Source organism: Vibrio mytili (assembly GCF_000830505.1).
Lineage (GTDB): Bacteria > Pseudomonadota > Gammaproteobacteria > Enterobacterales > Vibrionaceae > Vibrio > Vibrio mytili.
In genome coordinates this window covers 1-19,846 of the sequence record NZ_JXOK01000050.1, presented here as the reverse complement: position 1 = coordinate 19,846, position 19,846 = coordinate 1, and the positions used below count along the sequence as shown (strand labels likewise).

At 44.7% G+C, this 19,846-nt stretch carries 18 protein-coding genes and 3 pseudogenes; 8 read left to right on the top strand and 13 right to left on the bottom strand.

All coding sequences use genetic code 11. The annotated features are described in order from the left end of the window. Positions 1 to 59: 59 nt before the first annotated feature. From nqrM to bolA, 9 genes and pseudogenes are all read right to left on the bottom strand, one after another. Positions 60 to 293 (bottom strand): (Na+)-NQR maturation NqrM, encoded by a 234-nt coding sequence (gene nqrM / locus SU60_RS13670; RefSeq protein WP_005436655.1) that lies wholly within the window; start codon positions 291 to 293, stop codon positions 60 to 62. A gap of 42 nt (positions 294 to 335) precedes the next feature. Beyond that, the gene (locus SU60_RS13665; RefSeq protein WP_041156069.1) at positions 336 to 1,340 is read right to left on the bottom strand and encodes an FAD:protein FMN transferase; all 1,005 of its coding nucleotides are present in this window, start codon (positions 1,338 to 1,340) and stop codon (positions 336 to 338) included. Between the two features lie 199 nt (positions 1,341 to 1,539). Beyond that, entirely contained in the window at positions 1,540 to 2,763 is a 1,224-nt protein-coding gene (gene nqrF, locus SU60_RS13660) for an NADH:ubiquinone reductase (Na(+)-transporting) subunit F (protein WP_041156004.1), read from the bottom strand. Between the two features lie 33 nt (positions 2,764 to 2,796). Beyond that, positions 2,797 to 3,393, bottom strand: a complete 597-nt coding sequence (nqrE, locus tag SU60_RS13655; protein ID WP_014232790.1) for an NADH:ubiquinone reductase (Na(+)-transporting) subunit E — start codon at positions 3,391 to 3,393, stop codon at positions 2,797 to 2,799. A 7-nt stretch (positions 3,394 to 3,400) separates the two neighbouring features. Further along, positions 3,401 to 4,032 (bottom strand): annotated as a pseudogene (locus SU60_RS13650) (NADH:ubiquinone reductase (Na(+)-transporting) subunit D). Continuing rightward, entirely contained in the window at positions 4,032 to 4,802 is a 771-nt protein-coding gene (locus SU60_RS13645; RefSeq protein WP_041156003.1) for a Na(+)-translocating NADH-quinone reductase subunit C, read from the bottom strand. The pseudogene SU60_RS13650 and the gene SU60_RS13645 overlap by 1 nt, the downstream one beginning before the upstream one ends. Then, on the bottom strand, positions 4,792 to 6,036 hold the full coding sequence (locus SU60_RS13640; protein WP_041156002.1) for an NADH:ubiquinone reductase (Na(+)-transporting) subunit B: 1,245 nt from the start codon (positions 6,034 to 6,036) through the stop codon (positions 4,792 to 4,794). The genes SU60_RS13645 and SU60_RS13640 overlap by 11 nt, the downstream gene beginning before the upstream one ends. Before the next feature lie 5 nt (positions 6,037 to 6,041). Then, positions 6,042 to 7,381, bottom strand: a pseudogene (locus tag SU60_RS13635) (Na(+)-translocating NADH-quinone reductase subunit A). Positions 7,382 to 7,980: 599 nt separating this feature from the next. Further along, positions 7,981 to 8,289, bottom strand: coding sequence for a transcriptional regulator BolA (gene bolA / locus SU60_RS13630; RefSeq protein WP_041156001.1), 309 nt, complete (start codon positions 8,287 to 8,289; stop codon positions 7,981 to 7,983). A gap of 244 nt (positions 8,290 to 8,533) precedes the next feature. Here bolA and SU60_RS13625 point away from each other — a divergent pair, with 244 nt between their 5' ends. The 4 genes from SU60_RS13625 (at position 8,534) to SU60_RS13610 (ending at position 12,443) form a co-directional block, all read left to right on the top strand. After that, positions 8,534 to 9,688: a methyltransferase gene (locus SU60_RS13625; protein ID WP_041156000.1), complete on the top strand. Its 1,155-nt coding sequence runs from the start codon at positions 8,534 to 8,536 to the stop codon at positions 9,686 to 9,688. 38 nt (positions 9,689 to 9,726) lie between these two features. Beyond that, complete coding sequence (locus SU60_RS13620) at positions 9,727 to 10,305, top strand: YajG family lipoprotein (RefSeq protein ID WP_041155999.1); 579 nt, start codon at positions 9,727 to 9,729, stop codon at positions 10,303 to 10,305. Beyond that, the gene (locus tag SU60_RS13615) at positions 10,305 to 10,850 is read left to right on the top strand and encodes a peptidylprolyl isomerase (protein WP_041155998.1); all 546 of its coding nucleotides are present in this window, start codon (positions 10,305 to 10,307) and stop codon (positions 10,848 to 10,850) included. The genes SU60_RS13620 and SU60_RS13615 overlap by 1 nt, the downstream gene beginning before the upstream one ends. 240 nt (positions 10,851 to 11,090) lie before the next feature. Continuing rightward, positions 11,091 to 12,443 carry an AmpG family muropeptide MFS transporter gene (locus SU60_RS13610; protein ID WP_041155997.1) on the top strand — a complete coding sequence of 451 codons (1,353 nt, stop codon included), beginning with the start codon at positions 11,091 to 11,093 and terminating at the stop codon, positions 12,441 to 12,443. Positions 12,444 to 12,572: 129 nt separating this feature from the next. On the opposite strand, the gene SU60_RS13605 is transcribed toward SU60_RS13610, so the two are convergent. The 4 genes from SU60_RS13605 to SU60_RS13590 are packed head-to-tail and all read right to left on the bottom strand — an operon-like array spanning position 12,573 to position 15,813. After that, entirely contained in the window at positions 12,573 to 13,232 is a 660-nt protein-coding gene (locus SU60_RS13605; protein ID WP_041155996.1) for a ChrR family anti-sigma-E factor, read from the bottom strand. Further along, positions 13,229 to 13,813, bottom strand: a complete 585-nt coding sequence (locus SU60_RS13600) for an RNA polymerase sigma factor (RefSeq protein WP_041155995.1) — start codon at positions 13,811 to 13,813, stop codon at positions 13,229 to 13,231. Before SU60_RS13600 ends, SU60_RS13605 begins: the two co-directional genes overlap by 4 nt. 45 nt (positions 13,814 to 13,858) lie before the next feature. Further along, complete coding sequence (locus SU60_RS13595; protein WP_041155994.1) at positions 13,859 to 15,220, bottom strand: DUF4397 domain-containing protein; 1,362 nt, start codon at positions 15,218 to 15,220, stop codon at positions 13,859 to 13,861. After that, positions 15,217 to 15,813, bottom strand: coding sequence for an LON peptidase substrate-binding domain-containing protein (locus tag SU60_RS13590; protein ID WP_041155993.1), 597 nt, complete (start codon positions 15,811 to 15,813; stop codon positions 15,217 to 15,219). The genes SU60_RS13595 and SU60_RS13590 overlap by 4 nt, the downstream gene beginning before the upstream one ends. 324 nt (positions 15,814 to 16,137) lie before the next feature. Here SU60_RS13590 and SU60_RS13585 point away from each other — a divergent pair, with 324 nt between their 5' ends. The 4 genes and pseudogenes from SU60_RS13585 to csdA all read left to right on the top strand — a co-directional run bounded on the left by SU60_RS13585 (position 16,138) and on the right by csdA (position 19,779). Beyond that, positions 16,138 to 16,974, top strand: coding sequence for a nucleoside-specific channel-forming Tsx family protein (locus SU60_RS13585; RefSeq protein WP_041155992.1), 837 nt, complete (start codon positions 16,138 to 16,140; stop codon positions 16,972 to 16,974). Positions 16,975 to 17,083: 109 nt separating this feature from the next. After that, positions 17,084 to 17,971 carry a 2-dehydropantoate 2-reductase gene (gene panE / locus SU60_RS13580; protein WP_084735836.1) on the top strand — a complete coding sequence of 296 codons (888 nt, stop codon included), beginning with the start codon at positions 17,084 to 17,086 and terminating at the stop codon, positions 17,969 to 17,971. Continuing rightward, a pseudogene (locus SU60_RS13575) lies at positions 17,971 to 18,568 on the top strand (DJ-1 family glyoxalase III). The gene panE and the pseudogene SU60_RS13575 overlap by 1 nt, the downstream one beginning before the upstream one ends. Beyond that, positions 18,568 to 19,779: a cysteine desulfurase CsdA gene (gene csdA, locus SU60_RS13570; RefSeq protein ID WP_041155990.1), complete on the top strand. Its 1,212-nt coding sequence runs from the start codon at positions 18,568 to 18,570 to the stop codon at positions 19,777 to 19,779. Before SU60_RS13575 ends, csdA begins: the two are co-directional and overlap by 1 nt. Positions 19,780 to 19,846 lie beyond the last annotated feature (67 nt).

Here is a 19,846-nt window from a genome sequence, read left to right as displayed (position 1 = left end):
ACCCAGCCGAGGCTGGGTTATATAGTTGGTTTTGTTACCCGTTAGTTTAATGCGAACGATTAAGCAATACGGTCTTTTTCCCAAGCCGCGAGCTTTTCTGCACGCGCCGCTTCACGAGCTTCGCGCTTTTTACGTGCATCACACGGTTCTGGACAGTTACATACTTTCTCGATACCAACGGCACCAAGACCACCACAGCTGCCTTTCACGACTTTCTTTTGAAAGATATAACCGACCGCCATCGCTGCTATCACTGCAACAAATACGGCAAATGTAATTAGAAATGTACTCATAAGAACATGCTCACTTCTTGTAGTTACTTGTTCATAACTTAGTTATTTATTCATAAACGGCTTGTAAGCTTCTGAAGCCAGTTCTTTAAAACCATCATCAGTCTTAACAATCATGAAGGCTGGGATACCATTTTCATTCGCGATAGCCATGCCTTTTTCTGCACCTAACACCATCAAGCCCGTAGCAAGTCCATCGGCTGTCATTGATGACTTATCCAATACCGTCACTGACACCACTTTGTGATGAATCGGCTTGCCCGTCTGTGGGTTAATAATATGAGAGTATCTCACACCATCGCTCTCAAAGTAATTACGATAGTCACCGCTTGTTGCAATTGCCATATCGCCCGGCTCTATGATTTCCTGAATTGATCGCTCATCGACCGTCGGTTTTTCAATCGCAATACGCCAAGGTACACCATCATGGTTAATACCTTTTAGACGCATTTCACCGCCAACTTCTACCATATAGTTCTGAATACCTTCAGACTCTAAGTAATTCGCAACAACATCAACCCCCCATCCTTTCGCGATCGTAGAAAGGTCGACATATAACTGAGGCAAGTCTTTAGACAAAAAGTTTCCGTCTACCGATAAATGATGGATACCTGTATTCGCTTTGCGCTCAGCGAGCTCTTCGTCTGTTGGTACTACGTCCGGACGCGCTTCCGGTCCAAAGCCCCACAAGTTCACAAGAGGTCCTACCGTGACATCCAGTGCTCCCAACGTCAGGTGATTTAATCGTATCGCTTCTTTTACTACCGTTGCAGTTTGAGGAGATACTTCAAACGGTTCATCAGTCGCATGCTGGTTGAACAGGCTTAACTCCGAGTCTTGGCGATAAGTTGACATTTGATCATTCACTTCTTCAAGCAAGCGATCAATCTCTGTATGTAGCGCTTTTGGTTCAGGCAAACCGTCTTGTTCGATGTATTTTATATTGTACGTAGTCCCCATCGTTGGGCCACTCAAATGAATTTGCTCATCAGGCTGTTCACAACCAGCCAAGATAATTAAAGAAGCGAATGCAACAAGCCACGTTTTCACTTGTTTACTCCCATTATTGTTGAATTGATATGGGGAATGAGATTGTTTTAGCAATCCAATTTCCTATAACAACTGGTGGTGCTTCGGGTTTAATCTAAAAAAATAATGGCTAGCTAAAGTTAGCTAGCCATTCTATCGACGTCATTTCAATCAGTTGAAGCTGCAAATAACAAAACGACAACTTCAAATGAAGCGAAATTTAGCCACCAAAGTCATCAAGTAGGATGTTTTCATCTTCTACACCGAGATCTTTCAGCATGCCGATAACTGCTGCGTTCATCATTGGTGGACCACACATGTAGTACTCACAATCTTCTGGAGCTTCATGATCCTTCAGATAGTTTTCGTACAGTACGTTGTGGATGAATCCTGTGTAACCATCCCAATTGTCTTCTGGCATTGGATCAGAGAGCGCACAGTGCCATACGAAGTTGTCGTTCTCAGCCGCTAGGCCATCGAAGTCTTCTACGTAGAACATTTCACGCTTAGAACGTGCACCGTACCAGAAAGACATCTTACGCTTAGAATGTAGACGCTTAAGTTGGTCGAAGATATGCGAACGCATAGGTGCCATACCTGCACCACCACCAACGAATACCATTTCAGCATCAGTGTCTTTCGCGAAGAACTCACCAAATGGACCAGAGATCGTACACTTATCGCCTTCTTTCAAAGACCAGATGTACGAAGACATGATACCAGGTGGTACGTCAGGATTATTAGGCGGCGGCGTAGCGATACGCACGTTCAGCATAATAATGCCTTCTTCTTCTGGGTAGTTAGCCATTGAGTAAGCGCGGATAGTCTCTTCGTTTACTTTTGACTCATAACGGAACAGATTAAATTTGTCCCAGTCTTCGCGGTACTCTTCAGGTACATCGAAGTCAGCGTATTTGACGTGGTGAGCAGGTGCTTCAATCTGAATGTAACCACCAGCACGGAACGGTACTGATTCGCCATCAGGGATTTGCAGCTTAAGCTCTTTGATGAATGTCGCTTTGTTATCGTTAGAGATAACGGTACATTCCCACTTCTTAACGCCGAAGATTTCTTCTGGAAGTTCGATGTCCATGTCGGTTTTCATTGCAACTTGACATGCTAGACGCTCACCTTCACGCGCTTCACCTTTAGTAATATGGTCAAGCTCTGTAGGGAGGATATCACCACCACCAGATTTAACTTTTACGCGACACTGACCACAAGAGCCACCGCCACCACAGGCAGAAGAAACGAAAACACCAGCACCAGCTAGAGCGCTTAGTAGTTTACCGCCTGGTTGTGTAACGATCGCCAAATTAGGGTCGTCGTTCACAGAAATTGTAATGTCACCTGTTGGTACAAGCTTAGACTTAGCGAAAAGAATCACTAGTACTAGAGCCAGTACGATCAGAGTAAACATCACTACACCAAGAATAATGTCCATTGACTATTCCTTAATTGTTGCGGTTTACCCGACTTACAGTTGAACACCAGAGAAAGACATAAAGCCTAACGCCATTAGACCTACCGTGATGAACGTGATGCCAAGACCACGAAGACCAGGAGGTACGTCAGAGTACTTCATCTTCTCACGGATACCTGCAAGAGCAACGATGGCTAGCATCCAGCCCACACCAGAGCCGAAACCGTAAACAACCGATTCAGCAAAGTTGTAGTCACGCTGTACCATGAAAGATACACCACCGAAGATTGCACAGTTTACTGTGATCAACGGAAGGAAGATGCCAAGCGCGTTGTACAGAGGTGGGAAGAAACGGTCGAGAACCATCTCTAGAATCTGTACAAGTGCAGCGATTACACCGATAAAGGTGATGAAGTTTAGGAAGCTAAGATCGACTCCTTCAACTAAAGCGTTTTCTCTCAGCACTAGGTTGTAAACAAGGTTGTTCACAGGAACGGCGATAGTAAGTACTACCACAACCGCGACACCTAGACCAAAAGAGGTCTTAACTTTCTTAGATACCGCAAGAAACGTACACATACCTAAGAAGAAAGACAAAGCCATGTTTTCGATGAAAATCGATTTAACTAACAGACTAATGTAATGTTCCATGACGTCCTTACTCCTTCGCTTCTACTTGTTCTGGTTTCAGAATACGGATTACCCAGATCATGAAGCCGATTAGGAAGAATGCTGACGGTGCGAGAAGCATCAAGCCGTTTGGTTGATACCAACCGCCGTTGCTTACTAGAGGTAGTACTTCCAGACCAAATAGTTTGCCTGAGCCGAACAGCTCGCGGAAGAAACCTACAGTAATAAGAACGAAACCGTAACCCAGACCGTTACCGATACCATCAATAAGTGATGGCACTGGCGCAGATTTCATTGCAAATGCTTCAGCACGACCCATTACGATACAGTTGGTGATGATAAGACCAACGAAAACTGATAGCTGTTTCGAGATATCGTAAAGGTAAGCTTTCAGCACCTGGTCTACCACGATTACTAGCGAAGCATGATAGCCATCTGCACGATGATACGTACGCTGTTAGGAATGTGGTTACGGATAAGAGAAACAGAGAAGTTAGACAATGCCGTTACAAACGTAACCGCTAGCGTCATAACAAACGCGGTTTCCAGTTTAGTTGTTACTGCCAGAGCAGAACATACACCAAGCACCTGCAGCGCGATTGGGTTGTTATCCAATACTGGCGCTAGAATGCTCTTTTTAACATTTTGTGCACTAGACATTAGTTCAGACCTCCGTCACGAACTTTTGCTAGGAACGGACCAAAGCCCATGTCACCTAACCAGAAGTCAAATGTATGTTGAACACCGTTACTAGTTAGTGTCGCACCTGATAGGCCATCAACACCGTGCTCAGAACCCTGAGGCGCCCCACCTTTCACGACTTTAATCGCTGGCTGGTGGTTCTCATCGTACAGTTTTTTGCCATCCCACTGAGCGCGCCAAGATGGGTTCTCTACTTCACCACCAAGTCCAGGAGTTTCACCTTGCTCGTAGTAAGTAATACCAGAAACCGTGTTACCGTCCGTTTCAACAGCTACAAACGCGTACATCATTGACCAAAGCCCTTTACCGTGTACCGGCAAGATCACTTTTTGAATTTCGTCTTGGCCTTTAACTAAGTACACCACGGCAGTTTTTGCGCGGCGACGAATGTCAGCCAAATCTTCTTCTGGAGTCAATTTAATTGAGCGTTGTGCATCTTTTGATGCTGCACGTTGATCATAAGTCGCTGCATCACCTTCAGTAAAGTTACCTGTTTCAAGGTCAACTAAACGAGGTTCAATGTACTCGGCAAACAGCTCAGGTACTTTTTTACCGTTTGCCTCAATGCCTGCAACTTCAACGATCTTCGATTGCTTATCTAGGACAGCGTTCGCTTTTTGCTTATCACGCAGACCTACCGCTGCTGTTGATACGATGATTGAACAAACAAGGCTCAACCCGATAACAACACCCAGCGTCTTTTTAATGCTGTCGTTATTACTTGCCATATCGTGCTAGTCTCCGCTTGATGTTCTTCTCAATAACTAAGTGGTCGAACAGAGGTGCAAACAGGTTCGCGAATAGAATCGCCAGCATCATACCCTCAGGGTAAGCTGGGTTAACTACACGGATAAGAACACACATAACACCAATTAACGCGCCATACCACCACTTACCTTTGTTGGTAAATGAAGCTGATACAGGGTCTGTTGCCATAAAGAACATACCGAATGCAAAACCACCTAGAACTAGGTGCCAGTGCCATGGCATGTTGAACATTGGGTTCGTATCAGAACCGATCACGTTGAACAGCGTTGACGTCACAATCATACCGATCATGACACCCGCAATGATGCGCCATGAAGCAATTCGCATGTAAACGATCATTGCTGCACCGATCAATAGTGCAAGTGTCGATACTTCACCGATTGAACCTGGGATGTTACCGATGAACGCATCCATCCAAGTAATAGGAGCACCTGAAACTGTGTTTACTAGTGCACCGTTACCACCCTGAGCCCACTGGCTAAGCGCCGTTGCACCAGAGAAACCATCAGCAGCAGTCCAAACGACGTCACCCGAAATTTGTGCCGGGTAAGCGAAGAATAGGAATGCACGGCCTGCTAGTGCAGGGTTCAGGAAGTTACGACCCGTACCACCGAAGATCTCTTTCGCTACAACAACACCGAAGGTAATACCTAACGCGGCTTGCCATAGAGGAAGTGTTGGTGGAACGATAAGCGCGAAAAGAATAGAAGTGACAAAGAAACCTTCGTTAACTTCGTGCTTACGCACCATACAGAACAGCACTTCCCAGAAACCACCAACGATGAATACCGTTGCGTAGATAGGCAAGAAGTAAGTCGCGCCAAGGAGCATTTTACTGCCAACCCCTGCATCAGCGGATATGGTCCCGCCGAACATTTCGGTTAGCCAGTAATGCCAATTACCTGCGACTACTGTTGCTAGTTGGTCACCAGCATGCATGTGAGTCAATGCTGCGATAGCTTGGCCACCCGCGTTGTACATCCCCCAGAACATTGCTGGGAATACCGCGAACCAAACCATGATCATGATGCGTTTTAGATCAACGCTATCACGAACGTGCGAGCTTCTCTTTGTTACAAGGCCCGGTGTATAAAACAACGTTGCTGCTGCTTCATAAAGGGCAAACCACTTCTCGTGTTTACCGCCAGGTTCAAAGTGATGCTCGATGTCTTCAATAAACTTTTTAAGAGACATGAAAATTACCCTTCCTTCTCGATCTTATCTAGGCATTCACGAAGCAGTTGACCGTACTCGTACTTACCAGGACAAACAAAGGTACACAATGCTACATCTTCTTCATCTAGCTCTAGAGCGCCCAGTGCTTGTGCACTGTCAGAGTCGCCTGCACATAGATCGCGAAGTAACAGAGTAGGCTCCATATCTAGTGGCAATACACGCTCGTAGTTGCCAATTGGAACCATTGAACGATCACTACCGTTAGTCGTCGTTGTCATGTTGAACAACTGACCTTTGAATAAGTGACCAAGGAATGAGCGAGTTATCGAGAACTTGTTTTTACCAGGCATTGCCCAGCCAAACAGCTCTTTTTCGTAGCCTTCACGAAGTACAGAAACCTGTACGTGGTAACGACCTAGGTAGGCGTGAGGACCCGTAGCGTGTGTACCGGTTAGTACAGAGCCAGAAATCACACGAACGTCACCTGGCATTAACTCGTTATCCACTACATCATCAAGCTAGCACCAAGTGTTGTGCGAATAAGGCGAGGGTTATTTACCACAGGACCTGCTAGAGAAATCACACGGTCAGTGTATAACTCACCAGTGAGGAACAACTTACCAAACGCAATAACGTCTTGGTAATTGATGCTCCACGCCACATTCTCTGCATTGACTGGATATAGATAATGCATGTGGGTACCCGCGAGACCTGCCGGGTGAGGACCATCAAAGACATGTTCTTCAATGTTCGATTGAGAAGAGCGAGGTAGGCTAGTACCTGTTTTACATACGTAAACCTTGTCTTCCGTGAGGGCTGAAAGAATATCTAAACCCGCAATGAACGCTTCTTGTTGCTCATTAATGATCAACTCAGGCTTCGCAGCAAGTGGATTAGTATCCGTTGCTGTTACGAAAATAGCCTTAGTAGAAGACTCGATTGCTGGAACCTTGCTAAACGGACGAGTACGCAAAGCGGTCCAAAGGCCAGATTCAACCAATTGAGTCTTGATCGCCTCACGATCTAAACTTGCTAGTTGAGCGGCTTCAAACTTATCGAAAGTTACCTGTTCTTCACCTGCAACTTCAATCACAACAGATTGAAGCACACGCTTAGCACCACGGTTAATCTCGATCACTTTACCGGCTGCTGGTGCAGTGAATTTCACGCCTGGGTTCTTTTTGTCTTCAAAAAGAACTTGCGCTTTCTTCACTTCATCACCAACGCGGACATGCATGGTTGGACGCATGCCAACGTACTCTTCGCCAAGCAAGGCGACTTTTTTGATGGTCTTACCATCATTTATCACCTGGGATGGAGTTCCTGCAATAGGAAGGTCCAAGCCCTTTTTTATTGTAATCATACGCACTTGCACTACTTTTATCGGGAAAAAGATTCTTTTGATTGCGTAACTTTTAGACACGACATTAGTGTCCGGTTTCGGTGTTGTTTTAAACACCAAAATCGCAACATCCTTTTTAAAATCTCATCACACAAGAAGGTGAGAGACTCATCAGGTGCCGTAGTTTAGCATTTTTTCCAAACTTGATGCCATGACCAATCATGCGAATAGAGCGGATATTTGGGCGGAAGAAGGTTTAACAGCTTAAAGAATACTCATATTTTTGACCGAACGCACAAATGCTCACACTGGATCGATTGCTTTCAAAACGGTCAGATTCACTACGTATAACAAGTGGTAATTTTCTGTCACATGTTGAAATGTTGTTAATATTTCAAAACATCAGCCACATGCATTCATCGTGACAATTCGTGAGGCACTCTACATAATCTCAGTCGATAAAATGTTTGACCGAAGAATAAAATAACAAAAAAAAGATGGCTTTTGCCATCTCCTTATCTTTTTATCCATCGCCAACAGATAAATTGGTTGCGAACACATAAACGCTAAAATGTGAGTGATATACGCGAGTCACTTCAAGGAGCCTATTCAGCGAGAACTTATTGACCGCCACCGACACACATCGGGCTATCAGGTGCGCCATTTTGTTCACGCTTCCACTCCTCGTCAGTATAGGTATGAATCGCCAACGCGTGAATGTGATTGTCTAATTCATCCGCGAGAGTTTGATGAACTTGGCGATGTCGACCGATCAAGCGCTGTCCCTCAAAACAATTACTCACCACAATGACTTTAAAGTGACTCTCTGAACCTGGTGGCACATTGTGCATGTAGCTTTCGTTAATCACTTTTAAATAACTTGGTTGCAACTCACTATGCAATTTTTTCTCTATGATTTCTTGGATCATATTCGTTCCTCCTGATGTTAAATGGATAAGTATATACTAAAAACAAGGGACAGTATCTTCTCAAATCCGTCGCTTACTATCCCAAAATCACCTCGAGATACAGGCTCAGAACTGCTTGAGGTAACTTGGGCACATTGGCGAAAAGAAATAAGATAATTAAGAAATTTCACACCTTTTTGTATCTAGACACGTCATCATCTGAGACAATATTGCACTCGTTTATCGAATCAACTTACGTTTATCTATGAAAACCGAATTGAACCTTCATGGTCGAAGTCTGACGCTTCACCGTTTCCCCAAACGTACAAACGAAACGTTACAAGCTTGGGATGCAGGTGATGAGTACCTGATCAATCACGTCGAAGAACTGGCACTGCCAGAGAATCAAAATATCCTCGTTATTAACGATAACTTTGGCGCACTTGCATGCTGGTTTTCAGATAAACATCGTGTCACATTAATGAGTGATTCTCATATTTCTCATCGCGGCACTGAACTGAATTTAAAGCAAAATAGTGGTAACAACGTGACTATGCTCACCACGTTGGACGCGGTCCCCAACGATACAGACGTGGTGTTGATGCAGTTACCCAAAAGTAACCGTCATCTGATCTGGCTCCTCAGCCAGCTGAGAAAAACACTCCCTGCATCATGCCCCGTCATAGCGGTAAACAAAGCAAAAGAGATCCACACTTCAACACTGAAACTGTTTGAAAAATATTTGGGCAGCACAAAAACCTCGCTTGCATGGAAAAAACACCGTTTGGTTTTTTCCGAAGCAGACGTGGCACCAACCATCGATGTCGAACCAATCACGATTTGGTCGGTCGATGGAGAGAACATTCAGCTTAAAAACATGCCAAATGTCTATTCAGGTGAAAGCTTAGATTTGGGTGCTCGTTTTATGCTCCAGCATATACCGCAAGATCCTTCCATCAATCACATTATTGACTTGGGTTGTGGCAACGGTGTCCTGTCGGTAAAAGCAGGTCAACTCAATCCCACAGCACGTTTAACCTGCGTCGATGAAAGCTTTATGGCAGTAGAGTCGGCCAAACTAAACTTAGCAGATAACCTAGGCAAAGAGCGCGATGTACGCTGTATCACGAATAACTGCTTAGATGGCTTTGAAGCCGACAGCTGCGAACTTGTAATGTGTAACCCGCCCTTCCATCAGCAGCAAGCCATTACTGACCATATCGCTTGGCAAATGTTCTGCGACGCAAAACAAGTTTTGAACCAAGGGGGAAAGTTACTTGTCATAGGAAACCGTCACCTTGGCTACGATACAAAGCTAAAGCGCCTATTTGGCAAAGAGAATGTGAAACTTATCGCTGGAAACAACAAGTTCGTTATTTTACAGGCGACAAAAAATCCTGCTAAATTAGACGCAAAATAAGCTCCTTACTGAGCAAACCGTTTACAAGGAATAATAAAATGAAAAAACTGGTACTCGCGGCTTCGGTTGTATTGCTTGCTGCATGTTCATCTTCTCAAGCACCTAATCAACAACAGCTAAACCTGATGCCGGAAACCACACTAAGCACAAACCCAATAGTGCAAGGTAAAACGTACAGCATGATCAGTAAAGATGTACGCGCGGCTCAGTACGTTGCTTTAGTAGACAGCGGGCATTCCAACATTTTGCCTCTTCACGCCAAACAAAACTTGCGTATCACCTTAGAGGAAGCCCTTGAGAAACAATTCTCATCGCAAGGTTTTCACTCAGATCTACGTAGCAATAATGTCGTCGAGCTGTCTGTGATGGAAGCGCTCGTAAACGTTAAGCATTCAGCCATGGAAAACGACATGGATGCGAAACTGGTCTTGCAACTGACAGCAGAAACACCACAAGGTAAGTTAGTTAAGACCTACACAGGAACAGCACAACGCTCGGGCGCATTTAGCGCATCTGATGAAGATATCGAGCAAACCTTAAATGATGTAATAACACTTACTCTGGAAGAAATTGGTAACGATCCAGAGCTTCGTCAATACATGCAGGAACGCTTCTAATGTTACGTAAAGCCATACTATCTTTTGCGCTATTAAGTTGTAGCGTATGGGCTGGTCCCAAAGTTGAGTTCGAAACCACAATCGGCTCTTTTACTGTTGAACTTAATCAAGAAAAGGCACCTATTACGGTTGAGAACTTCTTGAGATATGTCGAGGATGGTAGCTATGCTGGTACTATTTTCCATCGCGTGATTCCCAACTTTATGGCTCAAGGCGGCGGCTTTAATCAAGACATGGAAATGGTCAAAACCTATGCGCCAATAAAAAATGAAGGCAATAACGGTTTAAATAACGATCAAGCCACCATCGCAATGGCGAGAACCAATGCGCCTGACTCGGCAACTCGTCAGTTCTACATTAACCTAGTCGACAACGACTTTCTGAACTATGGTGCTCGCCCACCGGGTTACGCGGTTTTTGGTCAAGTGACCAAAGGCTTTGAAGTCATCCAAGAGATGGCAAAACAGCCAACCTCGTCATCAGGTGGAATGCGTGACGTGCCAGAAACGCAAATTGTCATTACTAAAGCCACACGAATAGAATAACGTGGCTTAACGAGTGCCCTCGATACTGAGTCCTAAGTACAGAGTATTGGTACGAAGTAAATGAGTGGTTCAGAAATAAGATTCAAGCCATGCTAGCATGAGCCATTTTTACCGCGGTTTCAGTACTTATCATATCGACTGTACTTATCATGTTGACAGTACTTATCGCGTTAACAAATAAGCTCTTTGAATTTTCAAAGAGCTTTTTCTTTCCACAGCGTCACTAATCTGGATTTACCTATGTCTTCATTACCTTCCATCACTTGGTTGGAAACGGTAAAAAGTTACCTTGATAAACGTTTGTTATGGGTCTTTATGCTCGGTTGCTCTAGTGGCTTCCCTTGGGTACTGATCGGCTCAAATATGTCTGGCTGGCTTAAAGATGCTGGATTAACCCTCTCCGCTATCGGTTATTTTGGTAGCGTCTTTGCTGTCTATGCCATTAACTTTCTCTGGGCTCCTTTAGTTGACCGAGTTAAGTTACCTATGCTTTACCGTTTATTAGGCCAAAGACGTAGCTGGGTATTCTTTTGTCAAAGCATTGTATTGGTAGGGACAGTCCTCATCGCTGGCGTTAATCCGGCAGAGAATTTAATCTTGGCTTCGATATTGGCCTTATGTATTGCCACTGCGTCAGCCACACAAGATATTGCTATCGATGCATTTCGTATCGATACCTTTCCAAAATCAGAAGCCTCCAAGCTTCCCCAAGCTTCCGCTATGGCGGTAACAGGTTGGTGGACAGGCTACTCTCTTCCTGGCTATTTAGCGTTCATTAACGCAGACAGTATTGGCTGGAATGGTGTTTACTACGGCATGGCGTTGATCGTCGTTCTGTTAATGATCTTCACGTTGTTAGTGGGCGAGCCACAAACACAACGAGAGCAATTACAATCACAAGCGGAACAACGCCATAAGGAAGTGGTTGGTTCAAAAATCGTCGCTTGGTTTACCGTGACGGTCATAGAGCCATTCTTAGACTTCTTCAACCGCAACGGCGTTAGAGTGGCTATCACGCTATTATTATTCGTCTTTCTATTTAAGATCGGCGAAGCGTTTTTAGGCCGTATGTCGATTGCATTTTATAAAGATATTGGCTTTAGTAACGAACAAATAGGCTACTACTCTAAATTGATTGGCTGGGGAGCAACCATCTTCTTCACCATCATTGGCAGCATGTTTAATGTTCGCTTCGGGATTGTTCGAGGCCTGATGATGGGCGGTATTGCAATGTCAGCCAGCAACCTGATGTTTGCGTGGATCGCTTCTGTTGGACCAAACGAGCACCTCTATCTGGCAACAATTATTGTTGATAACTTTACTACCGCGTTTTCGACCGTTGCATTTGTTTCATTTCTTACTGTTCTTACCGGGCAAGCATTTTCTGCGACTCAATATGCGCTGCTTGCTTCTTTGGGTAACTTCGGGCGGACGACTTTGGCGTCTTTCAGCGGAGAGTTCGTCGACTATCTCGACAACTGGAGTGCCTTCTTCGTCCTAACGGCAGTCATGGTGATCCCAAGCTTGATCATGCTTTACTCTCTGCGCCACTACTTCGACGATCTACTGGAAAAAGCCAGAAACAGAGATTAAATCTGCTCGAAGTAACTCGCACAAAAAATCACGCGAAAGCAACAAGTAGACAACAAAAACGACAAAGCCACCAAACATTTTGGTGGCTCTGATTTTAAGCATAAACAAGAAATCGATGTAACAAGTATTCTACGGATAGAGACCTTTACCAAACAAGTTAAATACTCTCGCAACACCTTGGGTAAATATCATTGGCTCAGTCAGTGCAGTCAAACACAAGCAGTCTTCCCCTTTCTTAGTAAACGGACTGTGCTTCACTGAGGCGTCTCTTATCATTAAATCCCCTTCGTGGTACTGCCCATCTTCATCGCTAAAGCTGCCATGAAGGACGAGGGTTGATTCCAATCCCTTGTGCGTATGCTGAGGCACCTGCACATTTTCTCCGATATACATCAAACTCACACGAGCGTCTTCGCCCAAATCAATCTGTGCACTGAAAACTTTCCCGCCATAGCTTCGCCAGTCACTAATTAAATCAGCAAATCGAGTCAAGGTATTCGGAAGTGCAAACGTCTTTCCTGCAACTGACACGTCAGCATAATCGCGTATGACCACGTTATCGACAATAGGTTCTGCATTGACAATGTCACTTAGCATCACATCAAACTCACGATCGTACTCTGATGGCGTATCACTAACGATGTTCGCTTGGTTAGCTTCAACCTGATTGACATAATCCCTACACTGACGACATGTTTCTAAGTGCGTCGCGACCATAAGCCCAGAAACTGCATCAATGCTGCCTGAAGCATAAGCCTCTAACACGTTGTTATCTGGATGATTATTCATAACTGCTCCATATGCATTGAGTGCCTTAATTTTTCCACCGCGAGTCTTAACCGAGATTTGACGGTCCCCAAGGGAATGTTGAACATTTCTGCGACTTGCTGATGAGGTAGCTCTTCAAGATAAACTGCTTGTAACACTTCCCTTTGATTTTTGGGCAGAGTACCTAAAAACTTCACAACCTGATCTTTTAGTAAGTCTTGCTCCGGTGAATAATGATCGACAAGGTCAGGTGGATAATACTCTGAAGGCCAGATATCATCCGAGTGAATATGCAGTTCTTTTCCTTTCTGTTTTCTCAACAGATCAAAACATAAGTTACGGATGATTGTGTATATCCACGTTGATAAAGCACTCTTCTCACCATTGTAAAGATGAGCTTTATGCCAAACCGTTGCCATGGTTTCTTGCACCATTTCCATCGCAACTTCTTCATTACCCACATGCTTGTAGGCGAACTGTTTCAACTTGGGAGCATAAAAATGGAAGACGAAAGCAAACGCGTCCTTGTCACGCGCTTTCACTTTATCCATGTAAGCGCACCATTCTTTTCGACCCAATTTTTGTTGGCTCTCACTCATCATAATCGGCCTTAATTATAGGGAGGAGAGCACTCCTCCCATCCATTCCTAATCTGTGATGTCGTCAACTAACAAGTTAAAGCCGCCATTGTTACCATCGTCTATCGCAACAACTTGGTAAACCACACCATTCATTAAATCTACTGGTGCCGAATCAACAGCGACAACGCTTGGATCGCCCGCTACTGTTACAGTGACGTAGTAGGTACCCGCTTCAACATAAAGACCTTGTATACTATCTTTATACGTAAAGTCCGTTACTGCTGGATCACTTCCATCAATTCCCGCACTTGTTGTGAGATAAATGTCCACTTTCTCGGCTACCGGATTAGCCGCCGCGTGAGTGATATTGAGCGTCGCACTGGTCGCCACTGCTCTTCTCATATCTTCTACCACTAATGGTTCGATATCGATAGAAGGACTGACCACACCGACCGCATATACACTGTAGTCCTTGCCCCCTTCAACCGATAACCCATTGACGTCAATGATCGGATCCGTCGTGGTACCATCAACAAACACATCGATATCATAAGCATCAGGAGCCAAATCTAGATAACCTCGAATTTCTTTAAACGCTAAGTCGGCAAGTGGTGCGAATGGCGAGCCGTTGACATTAACATCAACATCTGGGGCACCATCAACAAGGTGCCCGACTCGGACTTCTGCTTGGCTTCCCATATCTTCAATCATAGACGAACCAGAGCCATCCAGAACTAACAACTTAACTGGAGAGGTACTGTTCGAGTCTCCGGTTTTTATCGCCGCTATGGTTAAGTTGGCGTCGCCGGCAAGTGAAACCGTTCCAGAATCAAACACAACGGTGTCACCAACAGCAAGTCGAATTTGATAATCATCCGCTGGGATATTCAAAACATCAGTCGAGCCTTTGTAAGCAAGATTAGTAGCCGTTGGACTCGCGCTCGCTAAATCGAGGCCAGGCTCAGTGACATAAACATCGACTGCTGGTACGCCTGAAGCAGCGTGCACAACTTGTACATCCAGGCTATTGGCATCCGCCATCGATTCGGCATCTCGTGTCACGACCAAAGGTTCAACCACATTTGGACTGCCATCTGCATCACCCACGACGAATACGCTGTAATTAAAATCTGATTCGAGTTCAAGCTCGGTTCTAGGAACGACAGTAGCGACCTCGTCACCGGGTAATTGCACATCAACTTGGACTGAATTCATACCGGCTCGTACTTTTTTAAAACCGGAACCAACACCATAATCAACGTCGGTTAGTGTTGCTTTATCATTAAGCCAAACATTGGCTAAAGGTGCATCTGACACCGCATGTATCGCCTGTACATTGGAATACTCGACAGTGTCGGAATCCGAACCACAAGCAGTTAGACCCATGACCACTGCCAAACATGCCAGTGCGTGTTTTACTCGTTTCATAATCTTGCTTCCTTGTTGTTAGGAGCTTCAAGTGCTTGATTCAAAAATAGTAGTGCCGGCAGGCAATCCTCTGCTCCTGCCAGTTTTTCGAATAAGCGGCAATCTAGCGGTAATAGCTCAAGCCAACGCTGCGTGACCCATACTGGGTCATTGTAAAAGCAGTTTGCATAGAGAGAACCGAGTTGGGGAAACTCTTCATAAACGTATTCCAACTGTTGACTTAAGTAGTAAAAACTGAACAACTCATGAGGAGCCTGCCAATTTTCCATCCACTCTACTTCTGCATGCCTCAAACCGTCTTTATCCGCTCTAACTCGCTTAACCTTAAACCGTTTCTCACCAATCACTGTTATGCCAAGAAGCCCATCACTTAATGTTTCAAAATCAACGATTCGAACTAAAGTACCTATCGAACAAACGTCACCAACTTCTTTCGGATCGCTGTTATTCCCTACCAGACAGACGCCAAAACCACTATTTTGTCGACTACTCTCTTTCACCATACGTACATAGCGTGGTTCAAAAATGCGCAAATTCATTTTGCCATTTGGAAGCACGACCGAGGTAAGTGGGAATAACATAACTTCATTCATTGATAAGTCCTCTATATGTTCATCTTCTAATACGAGAAGATTATCAATCCGATCACTTACTAATTTTGTTGGTTAATCGACTGGCTTAAAAGTTAAGAAAATACACACAAGTACCGATCTGAATCACATATTTATTGCAATGAAATGCAAACTCAAAAAAGTTCCGATAAATAGAATAATTATGTGATTTATATCACCAAAAAGGTTTAGTTTTGCATCTTGTGTCACTTTCATTTGAGATTTTTATCGCTATTATTCACGCCAATTGGATAGCGCAACACAGATTGCGTGTTCTAAACCATGACAAATATAGAGAGTCCCCTTATGCGTAAATCACTTTTAGCTCTTAGCCTTCTAGCAGCGACCTCAGCACCAGTTTTGGCGGCTGACTATTCTGACGGCGATATCCACAAAAACGATTACAAGTGGATGCAGTTCAACTACATGTATTCAATTGATGAAATGCCACGAGTTAAAGGCGCTGACGATAACGCCCACGATTACCTAGAAATGGAATTTGGTGGTCGCTCTGGTATTTTCGACCTATACGGTTACGTAGACGTATTTAACCTAGCGACTAAAGATGACCAAGATAAATCAACATCTAAAGATAAGATGTTTATGAAGTTCGCACCACGTATGTCTCTAGATGCGGTAACTGGTAAAGATCTATCTTTCGGTCCTGTTCAAGAACTATATATTGCATCTCTAATGGAATGGGGTGGTGACAACGGTGGTGTAAACAACCAGAAAATCGGTTTAGGTTCTGATGTAATGGTTCCTTGGTTAGGTAAAATCGGCCTAAACCTGTACAGCACTTACGATGGCAACAACAAAGGTTGGAACGGTTTCCAAATCTCGACTAACTGGTTCAAACCATTCTACTTCTTCGACAATGGTTCATTCATTTCTTACCAAGGTTACATTGATTACCAATTCGGTATGGATGATGATGCTGGTAACAAATTTGGTACTACCGCGTCAAACGGTGGTGCAATGTTCAACGGCATTTACTGGCACTCAGATCGCTTCGCGGTTGGTTACGGCCTGAAAGCATACAAAGAAGTATATGGCGTAAAAGACGGTCTACAAGTTGCTCCTGGTGTTGAGCTAGAATCGACTGGTGTAAGCCACTACCTAGCTGTAACTTACAAGTTCTAATCGAACCGATAAGAATCCTCAAAAATGGCGCCAATTGGCGCCATTTTTATTTGCTTTCCTTTTTCCCCTCATTATCCTTGCAGCAAACCTTTTTTATTGAGAGCGTTTGGTGAATATTGTCATCTTAGGTCCGGGAGCAGTTGGCTCACTCTGGGCTACAAAACTTAATCAAGCAGGACATAACGTCTCGCTTTGGAGTAGAACCTCCGAACGGGAAATAGCTCTCAGTCTGGATGACTCTGCAGCAGTCGCGTTTGTTAATCGACAGTCTGCCAGCGTACAAAATGCCGACCTACTTTTAGTCACAGTAAAAGCGTGGCAAGTCGAAGCCGCTATTACTCCATTACTGCCTTATATCCATACCGACACGGTCATTATGCTGATGCACAATGGTATGGGGTCAGCCCAACATATTGCGAAAGCGCTAGCGAACAATCCGATTGTATTAGCCACGACGACGCACGGTGCCTACAAACCAAACAAACAGCAAGTGCTCCACACAGGTCACGGGGCCACTCAAATTGGTGGTTTCAATGCATCCGGGGCACAGTGTGAGTTTCTTCAAGGCGTTCTTGACCATGCGCTGCCTGAAGTAAAATGGAACCCCGATATTCATTCCGCATTATGGACTAAACTTGCTATCAACTGTGCCATCAATCCTTTAACAGCGATCCACCAATGTAAAAATGGAGAACTGGCGAAAGCAAACTTTCAGGATACGATGGCACACATTACGCAGGAGTTAGTCAATGTGATGAACAAGGAAGGGATCAATACAGATTTTACTACCCTATTTCAAACCGTTATGCACGTCGTCGATGCAACCGCAGAGAATTACTCTTCGATGAGACAGGATGTGCTGCACAAACGTCGCACAGAAATCGATTTTATTACCGGGTACTTGTTGCAAGCGGCAGAGAAGCATCATCTCGATACGCCGGAAAACCGGAAACTTTATCAACGCATCAAACAAATAGAACAAAGCTGGACAAACTAATGACTAAAAAAATTTTAGTGCCCATCGCACCCGGTACCGAAGAAATGGAAGCGGTGACTGCCATTGATACACTGGTTCGAGCTGGCTATGACGTCACGGTCGCGAGTGCTGCATTTGATGGTTCCCTAACCATGAAGGCTTCTCGCGGTGTCACTTTAACGGCCGATTGCAAGTTGGTCGATATAGCGGATGATGAATTTGATGTCATCGTACTCTCTGGTGGTGTCGGGGGAGCAGAGGTATTTCGCGATAGCCCAGTCATGCTAGAGATCCTCAAGCAGCATATTTACGACGGTAAACTGGTTGCTGCGATTTGTGCCGCGCCAGCATTGGTGTTACAACATCACAATCTCTTTCCAAAAGCGCTAATGACTTGCCACCCTAGTTTTCAGTCACACATACCAGAACAAAACTGGCGCAGTAAACGCGTGACGATCGATTTAAATCACAACCTTATTACCAGCAGGCCCAGGCACAGCATTAGAGTTCGCGATCGAAATCATCATCAAGCTTGATGGTAAGAAGCATGCATGGAGCGTCGCTGAACCTATGGTGACCATTCCGACCTTGCATTACCATAAGATAGGCGACGAGTAATGTTTGACGTTAATGCAGTAAGAAGCCAGTTTCCCGCTTTAAATCAATCAATTAATGACACCGAGTTGGTTTACCTCGATAGCGCAGCAACCACGCAAAAACCGCAATGTGTGATTGACGTGATTCAACATTATTACAGCGCACAAAATGCCAACGTTCATCGCGGTAGCCACAGTTTAACAGCAAAGGCGACCAGCCAATTTGAAGCTGCGCGCGATACCGTGACGCGCTTTGTAGGTGCCGAGAGTTCAAAAGAAATCATATGGACTCGTGGCGCCACTGAAGCTCTCAACCTTATCGCTCAAACATACGCTCGTAGTACCTTACAACCAGGGGATGAAATATTAATTAGCGAGATGGAGCATCACGCGAATATCGTCCCATGGCAAATTGTGGCTGAACAGACCGGAGCAAAGGTCGTTAAAGTCCCAATGACCACGGAATGCCAGTTCGATTTACCAGCCTTTCAATCACTGCTGTCTGAACGGTGTAAGATTGTTGCTTGCGCGCAAATCACTAACGTAACCGGTACTCGCCAGCCCATTGAAAAAATCACTGAAATGGCTCATTCGGTTGGTGCTATCATCGTCGTGGACGGTGCACAAGGCATTGTTCATGAGCCTCTCAATCTCTCTGCACTCGATATCGACTTCTATGTTTTTTCCGGGCACAAGCTTTATGCGCCTGCAGGCATTGGCGTGCTATATGGAAAGTTAGCGCTTCTCCAAGCCATGCCACCTTGGCACGGCGGAGGGAAAATGGTCGAACGAGTATCATTTGAAAAGACCACGTTTTCAGGCTTACCCGGAAAGTTTGAAGCTGGTACCCCAAATGTCGCAGGGGCAATTGCTTTAGCAAAAGCGATCGAATGGTATCAAGGTTTTGATCATCAAGAAGTTGAAGACCATTTACACGCATTACAGCAAAAAGCTTACGAGGCACTAAGGCAATTGGATGACATTCGCATCATTGGCTACCAGCCCAATGCTTCTGTACTCACTTTTGTGATGGATGGCGTTCATCACCAAGATATTGCAACCCTGTTGGATCAACAAGGTATCGCAGTGCGTGCTGGACATCATTGCGCGCACCCCTTAATGGATGCGCTCGGGGTCAAAGGCACGATTCGTGTTTCTTTTGGTATTTACAATACCCAAGAAGATGTTGATAGGCTGATTGCTGGTGTCGAGAAAGCGGTGGGGATGTTGTAAGTTAAAAAAGGTCCTAGGTTTAAAACAAGGGCCTAGGAAGAGAAAGGTCCTAGGTCCTAGGAAAAAC

What these genes read in the sequence shown, in the direction of transcription:
- nqrM (WP_005436655.1), bottom strand. Translation starts at nt 293, where the DNA reads ATGAGTACATTTCTAATTACATTTGCCGTATTTGTTGCAGTGATAGCA.
- nqrF (WP_041156004.1), bottom strand. Translation starts at nt 2,763, where the DNA reads ATGGACATTATTCTTGGTGTAGTGATGTTTACTCTGATCGTACTGGCT.
- nqrE (WP_014232790.1), bottom strand. Translation starts at nt 3,393, where the DNA reads ATGGAACATTACATTAGTCTGTTAGTTAAATCGATTTTCATCGAAAAC.
- SU60_RS13645 (WP_041156003.1), bottom strand. Translation starts at nt 4,802, where the DNA reads ATGGCAAGTAATAACGACAGCATTAAAAAGACGCTGGGTGTTGTTATC.
- SU60_RS13640 (WP_041156002.1), bottom strand. Translation starts at nt 6,036, where the DNA reads ATGTCTCTTAAAAAGTTTATTGAAGACATCGAGCATCACTTTGAACCT.
- bolA (WP_041156001.1), bottom strand. Translation starts at nt 8,289, where the DNA reads ATGATCCAAGAAATCATAGAGAAAAAATTGCATAGTGAGTTGCAACCA.
- SU60_RS13625 (WP_041156000.1), top strand. Translation starts at nt 8,534, where the DNA reads ATGAAAACCGAATTGAACCTTCATGGTCGAAGTCTGACGCTTCACCGT.
- SU60_RS13620 (WP_041155999.1), top strand. Translation starts at nt 9,727, where the DNA reads ATGAAAAAACTGGTACTCGCGGCTTCGGTTGTATTGCTTGCTGCATGT.
- SU60_RS13615 (WP_041155998.1), top strand. Translation starts at nt 10,305, where the DNA reads ATGTTACGTAAAGCCATACTATCTTTTGCGCTATTAAGTTGTAGCGTA.
- SU60_RS13610 (WP_041155997.1), top strand. Translation starts at nt 11,091, where the DNA reads ATGTCTTCATTACCTTCCATCACTTGGTTGGAAACGGTAAAAAGTTAC.
- SU60_RS13605 (WP_041155996.1), bottom strand. Translation starts at nt 13,232, where the DNA reads ATGAATAATCATCCAGATAACAACGTGTTAGAGGCTTATGCTTCAGGC.
- SU60_RS13600 (WP_041155995.1), bottom strand. Translation starts at nt 13,813, where the DNA reads ATGATGAGTGAGAGCCAACAAAAATTGGGTCGAAAAGAATGGTGCGCT.
- SU60_RS13595 (WP_041155994.1), bottom strand. Translation starts at nt 15,220, where the DNA reads ATGAAACGAGTAAAACACGCACTGGCATGTTTGGCAGTGGTCATGGGT.
- SU60_RS13590 (WP_041155993.1), bottom strand. Translation starts at nt 15,813, where the DNA reads ATGAATGAAGTTATGTTATTCCCACTTACCTCGGTCGTGCTTCCAAAT.
- SU60_RS13585 (WP_041155992.1), top strand. Translation starts at nt 16,138, where the DNA reads ATGCGTAAATCACTTTTAGCTCTTAGCCTTCTAGCAGCGACCTCAGCA.
- csdA (WP_041155990.1), top strand. Translation starts at nt 18,568, where the DNA reads ATGTTTGACGTTAATGCAGTAAGAAGCCAGTTTCCCGCTTTAAATCAA.